General features: G+C 70.7%; 12 protein-coding genes and 1 tRNA gene. 1 reads left to right on the top strand and 12 read right to left on the bottom strand.

Annotation, left to right across the window (positions count from 1 at the left end):
- Positions 1-29 precede the first annotated feature (29 nt).
- The 11 genes from ACZ3H8_RS20565 to ACZ3H8_RS20515 form a co-directional block, all read right to left on the bottom strand.
- Positions 30-103 (bottom strand) — tRNA-Thr (locus tag ACZ3H8_RS20565).
- A 229-nt stretch (positions 104-332) separates the two neighbouring features.
- Entirely contained in the window at positions 333-1,883 is a 1,551-nt protein-coding gene (locus tag ACZ3H8_RS20560) for an alpha/beta hydrolase (RefSeq protein ID WP_467403779.1), read from the bottom strand.
- Between the two features lie 205 nt (positions 1,884-2,088).
- Positions 2,089-3,294, bottom strand: coding sequence for a DNA polymerase III subunit delta' (locus ACZ3H8_RS20555; RefSeq protein WP_467403777.1), 1,206 nt, complete (start codon positions 3,292-3,294; stop codon positions 2,089-2,091).
- A 196-nt stretch (positions 3,295-3,490) separates the two neighbouring features.
- Positions 3,491-6,550 carry a dTMP kinase gene (gene tmk, locus ACZ3H8_RS20550; protein ID WP_467403774.1) on the bottom strand — a complete coding sequence of 1,020 codons (3,060 nt, stop codon included), beginning with the start codon at positions 6,548-6,550 and terminating at the stop codon, positions 3,491-3,493.
- Between the two features lie 122 nt (positions 6,551-6,672).
- Positions 6,673-9,495, bottom strand: a complete 2,823-nt coding sequence (gene topA, locus ACZ3H8_RS20545) for a type I DNA topoisomerase (RefSeq protein ID WP_467403772.1) — start codon at positions 9,493-9,495, stop codon at positions 6,673-6,675.
- Positions 9,496-9,799: 304 nt separating this feature from the next.
- A complete protein-coding gene (locus ACZ3H8_RS20540) occupies positions 9,800-9,997 on the bottom strand; it encodes a hypothetical protein (protein WP_467403770.1) in 198 nt (65 codons plus the stop codon).
- A gap of 242 nt (positions 9,998-10,239) precedes the next feature.
- A complete protein-coding gene (locus tag ACZ3H8_RS20535) occupies positions 10,240-11,751 on the bottom strand; it encodes a DUF7059 domain-containing protein (RefSeq protein ID WP_467403767.1) in 1,512 nt (503 codons plus the stop codon).
- A gap of 47 nt (positions 11,752-11,798) precedes the next feature.
- A complete protein-coding gene (locus ACZ3H8_RS20530; RefSeq protein WP_467403766.1) occupies positions 11,799-12,425 on the bottom strand; it encodes a small secreted protein in 627 nt (208 codons plus the stop codon).
- Positions 12,426-12,633: 208 nt separating this feature from the next.
- Entirely contained in the window at positions 12,634-15,039 is a 2,406-nt protein-coding gene (locus ACZ3H8_RS20525; protein ID WP_307661958.1) for a sodium-translocating pyrophosphatase, read from the bottom strand.
- 271 nt (positions 15,040-15,310) lie between these two features.
- Complete coding sequence (locus tag ACZ3H8_RS20520) at positions 15,311-15,757, bottom strand: ATP-binding protein (RefSeq protein ID WP_467403764.1); 447 nt, start codon at positions 15,755-15,757, stop codon at positions 15,311-15,313.
- A gap of 91 nt (positions 15,758-15,848) precedes the next feature.
- On the bottom strand, positions 15,849-16,202 hold the full coding sequence (locus tag ACZ3H8_RS20515; RefSeq protein ID WP_266533145.1) for an STAS domain-containing protein: 354 nt from the start codon (positions 16,200-16,202) through the stop codon (positions 15,849-15,851).
- Between the two features lie 79 nt (positions 16,203-16,281).
- On the opposite strand from ACZ3H8_RS20515, the gene ACZ3H8_RS20510 reads away from it, so the two are divergent.
- Positions 16,282-18,777 (top strand): DEAD/DEAH box helicase, encoded by a 2,496-nt coding sequence (locus ACZ3H8_RS20510; protein WP_467403761.1) that lies wholly within the window; start codon positions 16,282-16,284, stop codon positions 18,775-18,777.
- Here the strand turns inward: ACZ3H8_RS20510 and ACZ3H8_RS20505 are convergent.
- The gene (locus tag ACZ3H8_RS20505) at positions 18,701-19,078 is read right to left on the bottom strand and encodes an Rv3654c family TadE-like protein (RefSeq protein WP_467403760.1); all 378 of its coding nucleotides are present in this window, start codon (positions 19,076-19,078) and stop codon (positions 18,701-18,703) included. The two genes, ACZ3H8_RS20510 and ACZ3H8_RS20505, sit on opposite strands and share 77 nt — an antisense overlap.
- Positions 19,079-19,086 lie beyond the last annotated feature (8 nt).

The raw sequence follows: 19,086 nt of genomic DNA, 5'->3' as shown, positions 1-19,086 counted from the left end.
ACGGCGAGTGAGTCCTGGGGCTTCTACAGAGCCGCCTTCGGGATTCGAACCCGAGACCTACGCATTACGAGTGCGTTGCTCTGGCCATCTGAGCTAAGGCGGCAAGCTGCGGATATACCCGTCCTCGCGAGGACACGTTCGCATCAGCAGCGGCGCCAAGTCTACAGGGTTGTTCAGGGTGCCCCGAACCAGTCCGGGGCACCCCGCACCCCCGTCGACATACGCCCCGTCGGGGTGGCTGTTGCCCGAGTTCAAGGACGCCGAGCACGGGCGGGCCCGGCGCCCACCAGCGGCTTACGGGCCTGCGGGCCTGCGGGCCTGCGGGCCTGTGCTCAGCGGCAGCGCTTGTTCTCCGGCGGAACCGTGCCTTCCAGCAGGTAGGTGTTGATCGCCGTGTCGATGCAGTCACTGCCGCGCCCGTACGCCGTGTGGCCGTCGCCTTCGTACGTCAGCAGGGTCCCGGAGGAGAGCTGCTCGGCCAGTCCCCGCGACCACTTGTAGGGGGTGGCCGGGTCCCGGGTGGTGCCGACGACCACGATCGGGGCCGCGCCCTTCGCCTCGATCCGGTGCGGCGCGCCGGTGGCGGGGGTGGGCCAGTACCCGCAGTTCAGCGAGGCCCAGGCGAAGCCCCTGCCGAAGACCGGGGACGCCTTCTCGAACTCGGGGAGCGCGGACTTCACGGCCGCCGGGGCGGTGAAGGCAGGCGGCAGATCGAGGCAGTTCACGGCGGCGTTGGCGTACATCAGGTTCGCGTACGAGCCGTCGCCCTCGCGCTCGTAGTAGCTGTCGGCCAGCGCGAGGAGAGGCGCGCCGTCGCCGTCCATGGCGCTCGCGAGGGCCTCGCGGAGCTGGGGCCAGGCGGACTCGTCGTACATCGCGGCGATCACTCCGGTGGTGGCCAGCGACTCGCCGAGCTTGCGGCTCTCGCCGGTCGGGACGGGCTGGGCGTCGAGCGCGGAGAAGAAGGCCTTCAGGCGTTTGGAGGCGTCGGCCGCGGACGTGGTGCCGAGCGGGCAGTCCTGCTGCTTGATGCAGTCCGCGGCGAAGGACTGGAACGCGGTCTCGAAGCCGGCGGTCTGGTCGCGGTTCATCTGGCGGGAAGGCAGCGACGGGTCCATCGCGCCGTCGAGGACGAGGCGGCCGACGCGGTCGGGGAAGAGCTCGGCGTACGTCGCGCCGAGGAAGGTGCCGTACGAAGCTCCGACGTAATTCAGCTTCTTGTCGCCCAGCACGGCGCGCAGGATGTCCATGTCACGGGCCGCCTCAACCGTGGAGACATGGGGCAGGACCTCGCCGGAACGCTTCTTGCAGCCCGCCGCGAAATCCTTCAGCGACGTGGTGAGCCGGGTCGTCTCAGCGGCGTTGTCGGGAGTCAGGTCGACCTGCGTGTACGCGTCCATCTCCTTGCCGCTGAGGCATTCGACGGGCTCACTGCGGGCGACGCCGCGCGGGTCGACGGCGACCATGTCGTACCGGGCGCGGACGGGGGCGGGGTAACCGACGCCCGCGTACCCCTGGAGGTAGCCGACGGCCGAGCCGCCCGGGCCACCTGGGTTGACGAGCAGCGAGCCGAGGCGCTTGCCGGGGCCGGTTGCCTTCTTGCGGGCGACGGCCAGTTTGATCGACTCGCCGTCGGGCTTGGCGTAGTCCAGCGGGGCCTTCATGGTGGCGCAATCGAATCCCGGAACGCCGCAGGGCCGCCACTTCAGCTGCTGCGCGTAATACGGCTTGAGCGCGGCGTCGGGGGTGGACCCGCTGTCACCCGCGGCGGAGGCGGTCGCAGAGGCGCTCGGCGACGAACTCCCGTCCGTACAGCCGGAGATCAGCAGACCGGCCGTGGCCAGCGCGAGGGTGGAGGTGCGGAACAGGCGCCTGGTGTCCATCCCCGGAGCGTAGTGCGCGCTGAGCGGTGATGCCTTTCGGCGCACGTACGGGTGAGCCGGTCAATGGGACGGCGGCGTCCGTGACAGGTGCGGGTCAGCCGGCGCGCCGGGTCAGCCCGCGCGGCAAGCCGGCCGCCTGTCGGCCGGCCCGCAGCGCGGCCACGCCGGTTGCTCCCCGCCCGCGGCCGGGCACCCGCCTCGCCCGTCACCCGGCGCGCAGTGCCACCGCCATCGCCTCGACTGCCAGCAGCGGCGCCACATTGCTGTCCAGTGCCTGGCGGCAGGCGACCACCGCCTCTATCCGGCGCAGGGTGCCCTCGGGAGTCGATGCGCGGGCGATCCGGTCGAGTGCGTCCCGTACATCGTCATTGGCGAGCGCGACCTCGGAGCCCATCTGGAGCGCGAGCACATCGCGGTAGAAGCCGGTCAGATCGGTGAGCGCCAGGTCCAGGCTGTCCCGCTGCGAACGCGTCTTGCGGCGCTTCTGCCTGTCCTCCAGCTCCTTCATCGCCCCGGCGGTCCCCCGCGGCATCCGCCCGCCGGCCCCCGCGCCGAGAGCCACCTTGAGGTCCTCGGTCTCCTTGACGTCGACCTCTTCAGCGACCTGCTTGGCGTCCTCGGCCGCGGCGTCGATCAGCTCCTGGGCGGCCTTGAGGCAGCCGCCGATGTCCTCGACGCGCAGCGGCAGCTTGAGCACGGTGGCCCGGCGGGCGCGGGCCCGCTCGTCGGTGGCCAGGCGGCGGGCCCGGCCGATATGCCCCTGGGTGGCTCGGGCGGCGGCCGCGGCGACGTCGGGCTCGATGCCGTCGCGCCTGATCAGTACGTCGGCGACGGCGGCGACGGGCGGCGTACGGAGAGTGAGGTGCCGGCAGCGGGAACGGATCGTGGGCAGCACGTCCTCCAAGGACGGCGCGCAGAGCAGCCACACGGTGCGGGGAGCGGGCTCCTCGACGGCCTTGAGCAGAACATTCCCCGCCCCCTCGGTGAGGCGGTCGGCGTCCTCCAGGATGATCACCTGCCAGCGGCGGCCGGCCGGGGAGAGCTGGGCGCGGCGGACGAGCTCGCGGGTCTCCTTGACGCCGATGGACAGCAGGTCCGTACGGATCACGTCGACGTCGGCGTGCGTACCGACGAGGGCGGTGTGACAGCCGTCGCAGAACCCGCAGCCGGGCTCCCCGCCGAGGGCGCGGTCGGGGCTGACGCACTGCAACGCGGCGGCGAAGGCCCGCGCGGCGGTGGAACGCCCGGAGCCGGGGGGGCCGGTGAACAGCCAGGCGTGGGTCATCTTCGACGCGTCGGAGGACCGCTCACCGCGGGCTTCGGCGGTGACGCGGAGGTCTGCGTCCCGCGCGGCGGCGGAAAGCTGCGCCTGGACGCGCTCTTGGCCGACGACGTCGTCCCATACGGCCATGTGCGGGTCACCCGCCTTTCGTGCTGGGGTCTCCCATTGTGGGGGAGGGGTCTGACAGCGCGGCCGGGACGGTAGTTTTCCCCCACCCCGCCCTTTCCCGAAACTGGGGGCGGGCCCCAGACCCCCCCGGGGAGGGAGGTTTGTGGGGGCTGACGCCCCCACTCCCCCAAGAGCGCCGGCTCCGCGGCGCCAGCCGTCAGCGCCTGCCCCGGCCGCCGCCGCCGTTGTCGTCCTCGTCGTGCGGGCCCAGCAGTTCGTCCGCCAGGGTCGGGAGGTCGTCCAGTGGCGTCTCCTCCGCCCAGTCCGAGCGGCGGCGACGGCGGCCCGAGTCCGGGTCGACCTGGGGGAGTTCGCGGGTGCGGTCGTTCGCGCCCTCGTCCGCGCCCGTGTCCGCGCTCGGCGCCTCGTCGCGGAAGATGCCCGGCGGGACCTTGTCGGAGGGGTCCGCGTCCCGTGCGTCCTCCCGTACCGGCGGAAGCACCGTCGTCTCCTCCGCGTCCGCCGGGAACTTCGGAAGCACAGCCGTCTCATCCGCCGCAGGCGACGGCGGCGTCACCGGCGACGGGACCTCCTGCGTCACCTCGTCCGGCCTGACCACCGGCGTCGGCACCGTGACGTCATTCGCCGGAGCTGAAGCCGCAGCAGCCGCCTCCGCCAACCGCCGTGCCTCCTCCGCCCTCAGCAGCGCCTCTTCCGCCTTCCGCTGCTTCTCGAGACGCCGTTCCTCCGCCTCCGCCCGCAGCCGGGCCTCCTCCTCGGCCTGCCTGCGACGCCGTTCCTCTTCCGCCCGGAGTGCCTTCTCCTCCGCCTCGCGCCTGCGGCGTTCCTCCTCCGCCCGGCGCCGCGCCTCTTCCGCCCGCTGCCGGGCCTCCTCCGCCTGCCGCTCGGCCTCGCGCTGCCGCGCCTCCTCCAGCTCGTGGCGCTTGCGCTCCTCCTCCTCGGCGCGGAGCTTCGCGAGCTGTTCCTGCCGCTCGCGCTCGATCCGCTCTTCCTCCGCCTTGCGCGCGGCCTCTTCCTCGGCCCTGCGCCGGGCCTCCTCCTCGGCCGCCTTGCGCGCCTCCGCCTGCGCCTTCACCTCGGCGTCGGAGAGCGGCAGCATCTGGTCGAGCCGGTGCCGTACGACAGTGGCGACCGACTGCGGCTCCTGGCCCGCGTCCACCACCAGGTACCGGCCCGGATCGGCCGCGGCCAGCGTAAGGAACCCGGCCCGCACCCGCTGGTGGAACTCCGCCGGCTCCGACTCCAGCCGGTCCGGCGCCTCAGTGAACCGTTCCCGCGCGGTCTCCGGCGAGACGTCCAGCAGCACCGTCAGATGCGGTACGAGTCCGTCCGTGGCCCACCGGGAAATACGGGCGATCTCCGTCGGCGACAGATCGCGGCCCGCGCCCTGGTAGGCGACCGAGGAGTCGATGTAGCGGTCGGAGATGACGATCGCGCCGCGCTCCAGCGCGGGCCGTACGACCGAACCGACGTGCTCGGCGCGGTCGGCGGCGTACAGCAGCGCCTCCGCGCGGTTCGACAGCCCCTCCGAAGAGACGTCGAGCAGGATCGACCGCAGCCGCTTCCCGATCGGCGTGGCACCCGGCTCGCGCGTGACCACGACCTCGTGGCCCTTCGCCCGGATCCACTCCGCGAGCGCCTCGACCTGCGTGGACTTACCGGCGCCGTCGCCGCCCTCTATGGCGATGAAGAATCCGGTGGCGGCCGGCGCCTGCGCGGGGTCGGACCCGCGGCGCAACGCGTCGCCCAGATCGCGGCGCAGCGGCACGCCCGACCGGTCGTCGGTCTTCGCGAGCACGATCGCCGCCACGGGCAGCAGCAGCGCGCCGGCCAGCATCAGCGTGAACGCCGCGCCGCCGTGCGCGAAGACGAAGTCGCCGCTCGCCAGCCGGTGCGGCCCGATCGCGGCGGACAGCAGCGGGGCCGCCAGCGCGCTGAGGCCGATGGCGACCCGGACGACCGCCTGGAGGTGCTCGGTGATCCGGGCGCGCCGGAAGTCCTCGGCCTCCTGGTCGATGAGCGCATGCCCGGTGCTCGCGGCGACACCCGCCGCGAGGCCCGCGAGCAGCGCGATGAACAGCACGCTCGCGGTGTCCGGCACCAGGCCCATGGCGAGCAGCGCGACTCCGGTGACCGCGACCGCGAGGGAGAGCAGACGGCGGCGGGAGAGCGTGGGCAGTACGGACGCGGCCCCGCGGATGCCCAACCCCGTACCGCCGGTCAGCGCGAGCACGAGCAGCGCGAAGGCGGCGGGCCCGCCGCCCAGGTCAAAGGCGTGCAGTACGGAGACGGCGACGGCGGAAGCGATCGCGCCCGCGACCGCGGCGCACGCGAGTACGAACAGCGGAATGGCGCCCGTACGCCCCTTGTCCAGGCCGTTGCCGGTGGACGGGCGGCGCAGTCCTTCGAGCGGCGAGCGCGGCCGCGGCGTCAGCGAGCCGGGCAGCTCGACGAAGTACAGCGTCGACACGGACGCGGCGAAGAGACCGGCCGCGACATACGAACCGAGGGCCGCCTGGTGCAGCGAGAACCACTCGATGCCCGAGCCGAGCAGATTGCCGATGAGCGTGGCCACCAGCAGGACCGCGGCCCCGGCGGGGATCACGGCGAAGCCCGTACGCAGCCAGAGCCGGCGCAGCGCGTCGATGTGGTCCGGCAGCGGGCGCACCGCCGCGCCCTCCAGCGGCGGGGCGGGCAGCAGCGCGGGCGCCGCGCCGTCGCGGGCGACCGTCCAGAAACGCTCGGCGACTCCCGTGACGAAGACGGTGATCAGCAGGATCGCGGGCGCGTTGTCGGGGGTCCAGTCGATCCACAGCGGCGCGATCACGAGGAGCGCGAGACGCAGCCCGTCCGCGCCGATCATGGTCCAGCGCCGGTCGAGCGGCCCCTTGGGCGAGGTGAGGCTCGTCAGCGGGCCGAGAAGTACGGCCCCGAACAACAGCGTTGCGAGGACCCGCGCGCCGAGCACGGCGGCGACGGCGAAGGCCGCCCCGCGGTAACCGGACCCGAACGAGCCCGCGGCGACCGCCGCCTGAAGCGTCAGCAGCAGAAGCACAAGAACGGCGACGGCGTCGCCGACACCGCCCACGACCTGGGCGTTCCACAACCGCCTGAGCGGAGGGAAGCGCAGCAGGGCGCGCACGGCTCGCTCACGTGAGTCCGCGGCAAGTGCGTCGGATGCGTCGGAGTCTGAGGCAGTCTCTGAGACGGTGCTCACGACCGCCTGCTGCTCGGCTGGCTGCTCGGCTCGCGTCATCCGCCCAGCCTATCCGGAGCGCCCCGCTCCCCGGAGGCCTGGCCGAACATACGGGCGCTTTGTACAGAGGATGAGAAAGCTCCCTCGCACAAAGCGCCCGTAATACGCGACGACATACGTACTTACTCGTCCGCCGACGCCGCCGTCTTCTTGGCGGCAACCGTCTTCTTCGCGACCGTCTTCTTCGCAGCCGTCTTCTTCGCAGCCGTCTTCTTGGCGGCGGTCTTCTTCGCCGGCGCCTTCTTGGCCGGGGCCTTCTTGGCCGGGGCCTTCTTCGCCGTCTTCTTGGCGGGCCCCTTGGCGCGCTTCTCGGCGAGCAGCTCATAGCCGCGCTCCGGCGTGATGTCCTCGACGCTGTCGCCGGTGCGCAGCGTCGCGTTCGTCTCGCCGTCGGTGACATACGGACCGAATCGGCCGTCCTTGACCACCACCGGGCGCTCGCTCACCGGGTCCGTGCCCAGCTCCTTCAGCGGCGGCTTGGCGGCGGCCCGCCCGCGCTGCTTCGGCTGCGCGTAGATCGCCAGGGCCTCGTCCAGCGTGATGTTGAAGAGCTGGTCCTCGCTCTCCAGCGAGCGCGAGTCCGTGCCCTTCTTCAGATACGGGCCGTACCGGCCGTTCTGCGCGGTGATCTCCACGCCGTCCGCATCGACGCCGACGACCCGCGGCAGGGACATCAGCTTCAGCGCGTCCTCGAGCGTGACCGTGTCCAGTGACATCGACTTGAAGAGCGAGGCCGTCCGCGGCTTGACCGCGTTCTTGCCGGTCTTCGGGGTGCCCTCGGGCAGCACCTCTGTCACATACGGGCCGTACCGGCCGTCCCGCGCGATGATCTGGTGCCCGCTGACCGGGTCGGTGCCCAGCTCGAAGTCGCCGCTCGGCTTGGCCAGCAGCTCCTCCGCGTACTCCACGGTGAGCTCGTCCGGAGCGAGGTCCTCAGGGACGTCGGCGCGCTGGTGGCCCTCCGCGTCCTTCTCACCGCGCTCGATGTACGGGCCGTAGCGGCCCACACGCAGCACGATGCCCTCGCCGACCGGGAAGCTGGAGATCTCCCGGGCGTCGATCGCGCCGAGGTCGGTCACCAGCTCCTTCAGACCGCCGAGGTGGTCGCCGTTGCCGTTGCCGACGCCGGACGCGGCGCCCGCGTCGTCGCCCTCGCCGAAGTAGAAACGCTTCAGCCACGGCACGGCCTGGGCCTCGCCCCGCGCGATGCGGTCGAGGTCGTCCTCCATCCTCGCGGTGAAGTCGTAGTCGACGAGCTGACCGAAGTGCTTCTCCAGCAGATTGACCACGGCGAAGCTCAGGAACGACGGGACAAGCGCCGTCCCCTTCTTGAAGACATAGCCGCGGTCGAGAATGGTGCCGATGATCGATGCGTACGTCGACGGACGGCCGATCTCGCGCTCTTCCAGCTCCTTGACCAGCGAGGCCTCGGTGTAGCGGGCCGGCGGCTTGGTCGCGTGGCCGTCCACCGAGATCTCCTCGGCGGCAAGCCGGTCGCCCTCGGCGACCTGCGGCAGACGGCGCTCGCGGTCGTCGAGCTCGGCGTTCGGGTCGTCGGCACCTTCCACGTAGGCCTTCATGAAGCCGTGGAAGGTGATCGTCTTGCCGGACGCGGTGAACTCGGCGTCCCGGCCGTCGCTCGCCCGGCCGCCGATCCTGACGGTGACGCTGTTGCCGACCGCGTCCTTCATCTGGGAGGCCACGGTCCGCTTCCAGATCAGCTCGTAGAGCTTGAACTGGTCGCCGGTCAGACCCGTCTCGGCCGGAGTGCGGAAACGATCACCCGAAGGACGAATCGCCTCGTGCGCCTCCTGCGCGTTCTTGACCTTCCCGGCGTACACACGCGGCTTGTCCGGCAGGTAGTTGGCGCCGTACAGCTGCGTGACCTGCGCCCGGGCCGCCGCGACCGCGGTGTCGGAGAGCGTGGTGGAGTCCGTACGCATATAGGTGATGAAGCCGTTCTCGTACAGCTTCTGCGCGACCTGCATGGTGGCCTTGGCCCCGAAGCCCAGCTTGCGGGAGGCCTCCTGCTGCAGCGTCGTCGTACGGAAGGGTGCGTACGGGGAGCGGCGGTACGGCTTCGACTCGACCGCGCGGACGGCGAACGAGGCGTCCTGGAGCGCGGCGGCCAGCGCGCGGGCGTTCGCCTCGTCCAGGTGCAGGACCTGGCCGGACTTTAGCTGCCCGTCCGAACCGAAGTCGCGGCCCTGGGCGACGCGCTGTCCGTCGACGGTGTTCAGGCGGGCCGTGAGGCTGGAGGGGTCCGAGGCGTCCCCGGCGCGGCCGGTGGAGAACGTACCGGTCAGGTCCCAGTACTCGGCGGAGCGGAAGGCGATGCGCTCGCGCTCACGCTCGACGACGAGGCGGGTGGCGACGGACTGCACACGGCCGGCGGAGAGCCGCGGCATGACCTTCTTCCACAGGACCGGCGAGACCTCGTAGCCGTAGAGACGGTCGAGGATACGGCGGGTTTCCTGGGCGTCGACCATGCGCTGGTTCAGTTCGCGCGGGTTGGCGACGGCGTCGCGGATCGCGTCCTTGGTGATCTCGTGGAAGACCATCCGGTGGACCGGGACCTTGGGCTTGAGGACCTCAAGCAGATGCCAGGCGATGGCTTCGCCCTCGCGGTCCTCATCGGTGGCGAGGTAGAGCTCGTCGGATTTGGCGAGCTGCTCCTTGAGCTTCCTGACCTGGGCCTTCTTGTCGGCGTTGACGACGTAGATCGGCTGGAAGTCGTTCTCGACATCGACACCGAGGCGGCGCACCTCACCGGTGTACTTCTCGGGCACCTCGGCAGCGCCGTTCGGGAGGTCGCGGATGTGCCCGACACTCGCCTCGACGACATAGCCGGGGCCGAGGTAGCCCTTGATCGTCTTCGCCTTGGCAGGCGACTCGACGATCACGAGTCGGCGGCCGCCCTGTGCGGTCTCGCTGGTCGGGGACAACTTCGCTCTTCTCTCCGGTCGACGCTCTGTGGGCGTTCACGGCAGTACGGCACTGGGTGCGGCACGGCTGTGACGCTGCTGTCGCTGCGGAGTGTGACGGTACAACCCGCCCCCGTGTCAAACGGCAAAAGCCCGCAACGGCCACTCGAACGGTAACCCGACTCCGGCTATTCCTGCCGCCCGGACCGGCACAAGACCAGCACGACAGGGCTTCGGCCCCCAGATCGGACCGCGGACCAGACCCGGATCAGACCGCGGATCAGACCGCGGGTCAGGGGCGGATCAGACGCAGATCAGACGCGGATCAGACGCGGCTGAAGCACCACACGCCGAGGGCGAGGAACGCGGCCCCGAAGAATGTCGCGAGCGCGACGGCCGTGGCGGGACTCACTCCGTGCGCGACAGATGCCCGGTGCCGCAGACGCGCTCCCGTCCACAGCAGCAGCCCGGCCCCGAACAGCGTGAACGCCGTCCCGGCGAAGATCGCTGGCCCGCTCTCCATGTCCGTACCCGGCCTTTCGCTGATGCCAAGGTGCTGCCCCGGAGGCCGAGGCTGGCACCTCCGGGCGTCACGGATGCGAATTGCGGGTGAACGCCGCGTGGGTTCACCCGCCCGGTCGCGGTGCCGGTCGGCGCCGCGCGGTGCCGGTCGGAGCGGGGCCCGCCGAGGGCTTGGCGGAGGCGGCCGCTCCCCTTCTTCTTCTGGATGTTGGCTTCTTCTTCTGGATGTTGGCCGGTTTCACCTCATGAGCGGACCGGCTCCAGGAAGCCCTCTTCCACCAGCAGCCGGAGCGCCTGCGGCGTGCGATCGCGCAGCAGCACCGGGTCCTCGTGGAGCAACTGGGCGATGGCATCCAGGATCCGCCCGGCGCTCAGCGTCCCGTCGCACACGCCGGCGAAGCCCGCGCCGACCGTGTCAACCTTGGTGGCCCGGCGCATTCCGCGGTTCTGACGGAGCACCACATGCTCGGGGTCCTCCGCGCCCGGCAGCCCGACCTGCTCCTGGACGACCTCCGCCGTCAGCGTGAAGTGGTCGGCGAGCAGCGCCGCGTCGTCGTGCGTACGCAGATAGTCCTGCCGCGCGAAATGCGCCCGCACGCTCTCACCCAGCGGCTGCTCGACCGGGTGCGGCCACTCCTCGGCGACGATCGACGGGCGATTGGAACCGGACTTCCTGAGCGTGATCCAGCCGAAGCCGACGGCCTTGGTCATGCGCGCCTCGAACTCGTCCAGCCACGCGTCGTACCGAGCCGCGTACTCGGCCGGCTCGTCGTGGTGGTCGCCGCTGTCGCGCAGCCACAACTCGGCGTACTGCGTCACGTCCTGCACCTCGCGCTGCACGATCCAGGCGTCACAGCCGCGCGGCACCCAGGAGCGCAGCCGCTCCTGCCACTCCTCCCCCTCCACGTGCTGCCAGTTGGCAAGGAACTGGGCGTAACCCCCGTCGTTCAGCCTTTCCCCCGCCTGCTGAACGAGCGAGCGGCACAGGTCGTCCCCGCCCATCCCGCCGTCCCGGTAGGTCAGCCGGGCACCGGGTGAGATCACGAACGGCGGGTTCGACACGATCAGGTCGTACGTGTCCTTCCCGACCGGCTCGAAGAGCGAGCCCTCGCGCAGATCGGCCTCCGGCGCCGCGGAGAGCGCGAGCGTGAGCCGCGCGAAGTGCAGGGCGCGCGGGTTCAGATCGGTGGCTGTGACACGGGTCGCATGCTGCGCGGCGTGCAGCGCCTGGAGGCCGGAGCCGGTGCCCACGTCGAGCGCGGAGGACACGGGTGTACGGACGGTGATCCCGGCGAGCGTGGTGGACGCTCCGCCGACGCCGAGGACGACTCCCTCGCCCTGGCCGCTCGCACCGCTGGCGCCGCCGACCGCGCACCCGAGGTCGGAGACGATGAACCAGTCCTGCCCCTCCGGGCCGCCGTACGGCCGCACGTCCACCGTGGCCCGTACCTCGTCGCCGTCCCGCACCAGCCAGCCGTCGGCCAGGCACTCCTCGATCGGCAGCGTGGCCCGTGCCCGCTCGTACGCGACGGGTCGCTGGAGCAGGAACAGTCGTACGAGCGTGTCCAGGACGCTGTCCCCGCGGGTGGCGCGCAGGGCGGGCACGGTCTCGCTGCGGGCGAGGGCGGCGTACGCAGGTGCGCCGAGAAGCTCGAGCAGCCCGTCGGCGGTGAAAGCGGCGGCGAGGAGCGCCTCACGCAGCCGGGGCGAGCGGTCGGGCGAGGGAAGGCCTGGGACAAGGCTGGTCGTACTCACCTGCCCATTGTGGCGGCCACCACTGACAAACGCCGCCTACAGGGTGCCTACTCCTTCGTGGACGCCGATCCGGACGGCTTGGCCGGTGCGGACGGGGTCGGTCCTGTCCCGCCGGCAGCGGGGCTCGACGTCTTCGCCGCCTGGCAGCCGGGCTCCTTCGCCATCGCCTTGCCGAGCTCGCCGGACTGCAGCTTCTTCAGCGCGTCCTGGTCCAGCTTCTCGATCTTCTTCAGACCGTCGGCGACACCCTGCAGACCGTCCGCGAACTTCTGCTGGTCCTTGGCGTCGAGAGCGTCGACCTGCTTCTTCAGAGCAAGGTAGGCGGCGGCGGTGTCGTTGAGCTCCTTGACCGCGTCCTGCTGCAGCTTCTCGCCGTTGTCGACCGGCGGCGTACCGGCGCCCTGCACAGCGGTGGCGAGCGCCTTGTCCGCGTCGGCGATGTCCTGGAAGGCCTTCGAGTCGGCGGCCTGGATGTCGGACGGCTTGCCGTCCGCCGCCGTCGAGATGATGGCCTGCTGGGCGTTGGCCCTCTTCTGGATCTGCGGCTGTGCCTGGTCACAGACCTTCTTGGCCCAGGCATTCACCTTGCTGTCACCGTCGTCGCTGCTGCAGCCGGACAGTGCCAGTACCAGTACCGCGCCGCCGGACAGTGCGGCCGCAAGCTTCTTGTTCACCGGATTGGTCCCTTCCAAGGCTCTCGGCCCCGGAACATACACGCCAAGTGGGCGACAACCGCATGTCGCACATCCGATTGATTGCTTTTTGTGACCATTTGCACCAAGGGAGACAAGGCTCACGACGCCTCACGATGGCCCGCGGCGGCATGCAAAACGGACGGGCAGCACGTCAATACGTGCCGCCCGCCCGCCTCTTGAGCAGGTGTTACGAAACCACCGCTGGATCAGGCGACTTCGCGCTCCGTTCCGCGAGGTTGTCGTCGTCACCCACAGCGATGCCGCGCCTCTTGGAGATGTACACGGCGCCGACGATGACGAGAATGGCGAGCACCGCCACCAGCGCACGCATTCCGGCACTGGAGTCGTCCCCGTAGCTGAACTGGACGACAGCGGGCGCGATCAGCAGCGCCACCAGGTTCATCACCTTCAGCAGCGGGTTGATGGCCGGGCCCGCGGTGTCCTTGAACGGGTCGCCGACGGTGTCGCCGATGACGGTCGCGGCATGGGCTTCGCTGCCCTTGCCGCCATGGTGGCCGTCCTCGACCAGCTTCTTGGCGTTGTCCCACGCGCCACCGGAGTTGGCGAGGAAGACGGCCATCAGGGTGCCGGTGCCGATGGCGCCCGCGAGGAAGGAGCCCAGGGCTCCGACGCCGAGCGAGAAGCCGACCGCGATCGGGGTCAGTACGGCGAGCAGACCTGGCGTGGCCAGCTCGCGCAGCGCGTCCTTGGTGCAGATGTCGACGACGCGCCCGTACTCCGGCTTCTCGGTGTAGTCCATGATCCCGGGGTGCTCGCGGAACTGCCGCCGCACCTCGTAGACCACCGCGCCCGCCGACCGGGACACCGCGTTGATCGCGAGACCCGAGAAGAGGAAGACGACCGCGGCGCCGAGGATCAGCCCCACCAGGTTGTTGGGCTGCGAAATATCCATCACCAGGTTCATCGGGGCGCCGTCGCCGACCTTCTCGCCGACCTCCCGGGCGGCGGTCGCGATGGCGTCGCGGTACGAGCCGAAGAGCGCCGCCGCGGCCAGTACGGCCGTGGCGATGGCGATTCCCTTGGTGATGGCCTTGGTGGTATTGCCGACGGCGTCGAGCTCGGTGAGCACCTGCGCGCCCGCGCCCGTGACGTCGCCGGACATCTCGGCGATGCCCTGCGCGTTGTCGGAGACGGGACCGAAGGTGTCCATGGCGACGATGACACCGACGGTGGTGAGCAGGCCGGTGCCGGCGAGCGCCACCGCGAAGAGGGCGAGCATGATCGACGTACCGCCGAGCAGGAACGCCCCGTACACGCTCAGGCCGATCAACAGCGCGGTGTAGACGGCGGATTCAAGACCGATGGCGATGCCGGCCAGCACGACCGTGGCGGGTCCGGTCAGCGAGGACTTGCCGATGTCCCGCACGGGACGGCGGGTGGTCTCGGTGAAGTACCCCGTCAACTGCTGGATCAGGGCCGCCAGCACGATGCCGATGGCGACGGCGACGAGCGCCAGAACTCGCGGGTCCCCTGGGTGCGAACGGATCGCGGCCTCGGTGACGCCGTCCAACTTGGCGTACGAAGACGGCAGATAGATGAAGACCGCTGCGGCCACCAGCGCGAGCGAGATAGCCGCGGAGATGAAGAATCCGCGGTTGATGGCGGTCATCCCGCTGCGGTCGGCGCGCCGCGGGGCGACCGCGAAGATGCCGATCATCGCGGTGACCACGCCGATCGCCGGGACGATCAGCGGAAAAGCGAGGCCGGCGTCGCCGAATGCCGCCTTGCCGAGGATGAGTGCCGCCACGAGCGTGACGGCGTACGACTCGAAGAGGTCGGCCGCCATGCCTGCGCAGTCGCCGACGTTGTCGCCCACGTTGTCCGCGATGGTCGCGGCGTTGCGCGGGTCGTCCTCGGGGATTCCCTGCTCGACCTTGCCGACGAGGTCGGCGCCGACGTCGGCGGCCTTGGTGAAGATGCCGCCGCCGACACGCATGAACATGGCGATCAGTGCGGCGCCGAGGCCGAAGCCCTCGAGCACCTTGGGGGCGTCGGCCGCGTAGACGAGAACCACGCAGGAGGCACCGAGCAGGCCGAGGCCCACCGTGAACATGCCGACCACGCCTCCCGTCCGGAAAGCGATCTTCATAGCCTTGTGCGATACGGCCGTCAGATCCTTTTCCGGCTCGCCCTCCGCCGGTGTTGCCTCACGCGCGGCCGCGGCCACGCGCACATTTGCTCTTACGGCAAGACGCATGCCGATGTATCCGGTGGCCGCCGAGAACAGCGCACCCACCAGGAAGAACACCGATCGACCGCCGCGCTGCGACCAGTCGTCCGCCGGAAGAAGCATCAGCAGGAAGAACACCACGACGGCGAAGACACCGAGGGTGCGCAACTGCCGTGCGAGATAGGCATTCGCGCCCTCCTGCACGGCTGCCGCGATCTTCTTCATGGAATCGGTGCCCTCGCCGGCGGCCAGCACCTGGCGCACCAGCAGCTGGGCGACGATCAAGGCCGCCACCGCGACTGCGGCGATGACGATCACGATCAGCCGGTTGTCGTCGGTCAGTACCGCGGCTGCGAGAGAAGTGGGTTGATCGGACAGTTCTGTATTGACGAGCCCCGCCATTCGTCCTCCTTGACGCTCAAGCTCAAGATGTGGACGGATTGTAGGGAGCGGAACCTGATCGAAACAGGGCGCGGCAAATGAAATTGACCTTCGCTTGCTACTCAGCAAATGATCGGGTCCCGAAACAGCCCCCGAAAGAAGTAATGGGGCAAAGGCATTGACGCGTATTGAATGATCTAGAGAAAAGGGAAAAGGCCCTGCTCAGCAGGGCCGTATCCAATAAAGACGATCAAAGGGCCGGTGGTATGCGCCCGTTGTCGATCATCAGGAGTCAGGGCAGCACGGTGACGGGCGTCGTCGGCCAACTCATCCGGATTACGCCCCCCTCCTCACTGGAACTGACCTCCACGTCGTCGACGAGACCGCTGATGACCGCGAGGCCCATCTCGTCCTCACCCTCGGAGTCCGCGTCTTCGTCCGTGCCTCTGCGCCCGCCTGGGGCCGCGGTGGCCCCCTCGGCGCCCGCACCCGGGACCTCGTCCCTGACCTCGATGGAGAAGGTCTTCTCCTCCTCGGACAGCGCGACCTTCACGGGGGAGGTGATGCCATAGCTGCGGTGCAGCCCGACAGCACGGCTGCACGCCTCGCCGACCGCGAGCCGGACCTCGTCCAGCACGGCCTCGTCGACCCCGGCCCTGCGAGCCACGGCAGCGGCCACCAGGCGGGCGGTCCTGACATGCTCAGGCTGAGCACTGAAGCGGAGTTCAACGGTGGCCATGCAATCCCCCTTGGACGTACGGGCGTGCATCTCAGGGGCCCGGGCTGGATGCCCGGTGCCCCTCCCTTCTTCCGGCAGTCTCCGGCCGACCTCAGTCGGTGGCCGCGACAGCTTCGTCGACCGTGGTGTGGATGGGGAACACCTTGGTCAGACCTGTGATCCGGAAGATCTTGAGAATGCGCTCCTGGTTGCAGACCAGGCGCAGCGAGCCCTCGTGCGCGCGAACGCGCTTCAGGCCGCCCACGAGCACGCCGAGGCCGGTGGAGTCGAGGAAGTCCACACCTTCCATGTCGACAACCAGGTGGTAGTTGCCGTCGTTCACCAACTCGACCAGCTGCTCACGCAACTTGGGCGCGGTATACACATCAATCTCGCCACCGACCTCGACGACCGTACGGTCGCCACCAGGGCCGGACACATTGCGAGTCGACAGGGACAGGTCCACGGATCCTCCAGCACCTTGCTATCGAGCGGCCGCCCCCTGAGGTCTCCCCGGCGGAGCCGGAGGACGGTCGCCAGCCGCGATGGCATTCAATCACTTACCAGCAGCCATGCACGACGCCTTGGGACCATTGTCCGTCACGCCGGTGACACACTCGGTGCCGATGGCCATGAATCACCGTCCCAGACGACCTCCCGAGAGCGGGGACACCCGCCCCTCCCCCGGTATGGTCCTTGACCGGCTCACCGCGGGGGCGGGCCGGGCCGCGCGCATCACTCATACGGAGCACTTGCCCCCGAGGCCCGGCCGCCATGCCGTCTGGCCCGACCGCATCCGCCCGGAAGTGATCAACGCCATTCAGCAGGCGGGCATCGACCACCCCTGGGTCCACCAGGCAGCCGCCGCCGAGCACGCTCTGGACGGCGAATCGGTCGTCATCGCCACCGGAACCGCCTCGGGCAAGTCGCTGGCCTACCTCGCTCCCGTACTCACCACCCTCCTCGACGGAGCCGAGGCCCCGAATGGACGCGGTACGACGGCCCTCTACCTCGCCCCGACCAAGGCCCTCGCCGCCGACCAGCTCCGCGCGGTCAAGGCGCTCAGCGCGCCGCTCGGTAACCGCATCCGCCCCGCGGTCTACGACGGCGACACGCCCGTCGAGGAGCGCGAATGGGTGCGGCAGTACGCCACCTACGTCCTCACCAACCCGGACATGCTCCACCGCGGGATACTTCCCTCCCACGCCCGCTGGTCCTCCTTCCTGCGCTCCTTGCGCTACGTCGTCATCGACGAGTGCCACACCTACCGGGGTGTCTTCGGCTCCCACGTGGCCCAGGTGCTGCGCCGCCTTCGCCGCGTATGCGCCCGCTACGGTGCGAATCCCGTCTTCCTCCTCGCCTCCGCCACCGCCGCGGAACCCGCTGTGGCCGCCGGCCGGCTCACCGGACTGCCCGTCCAGGAGGTCTCCGACGACGCTTCGCCCCGCGGCGAGCTCGTCTTCGCCCTCTGGGAGCCGCCGCTCACCGAGCTGCACGGCGAGAAGGGCGCGCCCGTACGCCGCACCGCCACCGCCGAGACCGCCGACCTCCTCACCGACCTGACCGTGCAGGGAGTCCGCACCGTCGCCTTCGTACGCTCCCGGCGTGGCGCCGAGCTCATCTCCGTCATCGCCAAGGAACGTCTGGCGGAGGTGGACCGCTCACTGCCCCCGCGTGTCGCCGCCTACCGGGGCGGCTACCTCCCCGAGGAGCGCCGCGCCCTGGAGCGGGCCCTGCACTCCGGGGAGCTCCTCGGCCTGGCCGCCACCACCGCCCTGGAACTCGGCGTCGACGTCTCCGGTCTCGACGCCGTCGTGATCGCCGGCTACCCCGGCACACGCGCCTCCCTGTGGCAGCAGGCGGGCCGCGCGGGCCGCTCCGGCCAGGGCGCCCTGGCCGTCCTCGTCGCCCGCGACGACCCGCTGGACACCTTCCTCGTCCACCACCCCGAGGCCCTGTTCCAGCAGCCCGTGGAGTCCACGGTCCTCGACCCCGACAATCCGTACGTCCTCGCCCCCCATCTGTGCGCTGCCGCGGCCGAGCTCCCGCTCACGGACGCCGACCTGGATCTCTTCGGCCCGGCGACCGCCGAGCTCATGCCCCAGCTGGAGTCCGCCAAGCTGCTGCGCCGCCGGGCGTCGGGCTGGCACTGGACCCGCCGCGAGCGGGCCGCCGACCTCACCGACATCCGGGGCGAGGGCGGCCGACCCGTCCAGATCGTCGAGGCCGCCACCGGCCGGCTGCTGGGCACGGTCGACGAGTCGGCCGCCCACACTGCCGTCCACGACGGTGCCGTCCACCTCCACCAGGGCCGTACATACCTGGTGAAACACCTGGACCTGGAGGACTCGGCCGCCCTCGTCGAGGAGGCCAACCCGCCGTACTCCACCACCGCCCGCGACACCACCTCCATCTCCGTACTCGAAACCGACACCGAAATCCCGTGGGGCGAGGGACGCCTCTGCTACGGCTCCGTCGAGGTCACGAACCAGGTCGTCTCCTACCTGCGCCGCAAGCTCATAACCGGTGAGGTGCTCGGCGAGACCAAACTCGATCTGCCGCCGCGCACCCTGCGCACCCGGGCCGTGTGGTGGACGGTCACCGAGGACCAGCTGGACGCCGCCCGGGTGGGCCCGGAGCAGCTGGGCGGGGCCCTGCACGCCGCCGAGCACGCCTCCATCGGGATGCTGCCGCTCTTCGCCACCTGCGACCGCTGGGACATCGGCGGCGTGTCCGTGCCGCTCCATCCGGACACGCTGCTGCCGACGGTCTTCGTGTACGACGGCCACCCGGGTGGCGCGGGCTTCGCCGAGCGGGCCTTCCACACCGCCCGTGAGTGGCTCGCGGCCACCCGTGAGGCGATCGCCTCCTGCGAGTGCGACGCGGGCTGCCCTTCCTGCATCCAGTCCCCCAAGTGCGGCAACGGCAACGACCCGCTGCACAAGCGCGGCGCGGTCCGCCTCCTCACGGAACTGCTCCGGGAAGCACCGGCGGCCCCGCCCGGGCTCCGGGAAGCACCGGCGGCCCCGCCCGCGACCTGACCGTCGGCGTGTACGGCCCGAAGCGGGCCTGAGCCGTCACCTCGGCGATCTCGCCCCGCACGGCACACCGCAGCACCGCAGCACCCTGCGCCGTGGCCACCTCGGCCGCCTTGGCGCAGGCCGCGGCCGTGCCCCGCAGGGCGTGATCGGCCGCGGCAAGCACCGCCAGGTCGGCGGCGGAGCCGGCCCGGTGTCGGGCGACGACCGCCTGCCCCATGGCCAGGGCGACGGCGAAGACGGCACACAGCACGGTGGTGACCATGGCAGCCCAGACGGTCGCCGACCCGCGGTCCCGGGTCATGGGCCCGC

This window comes from Streptomyces sp. NPDC002868, assembly GCF_055563295.1.
The sequence above is the reverse complement of the archived record's forward strand: the minus strand, read 5'-3'. Positions and strand labels throughout refer to the sequence as shown.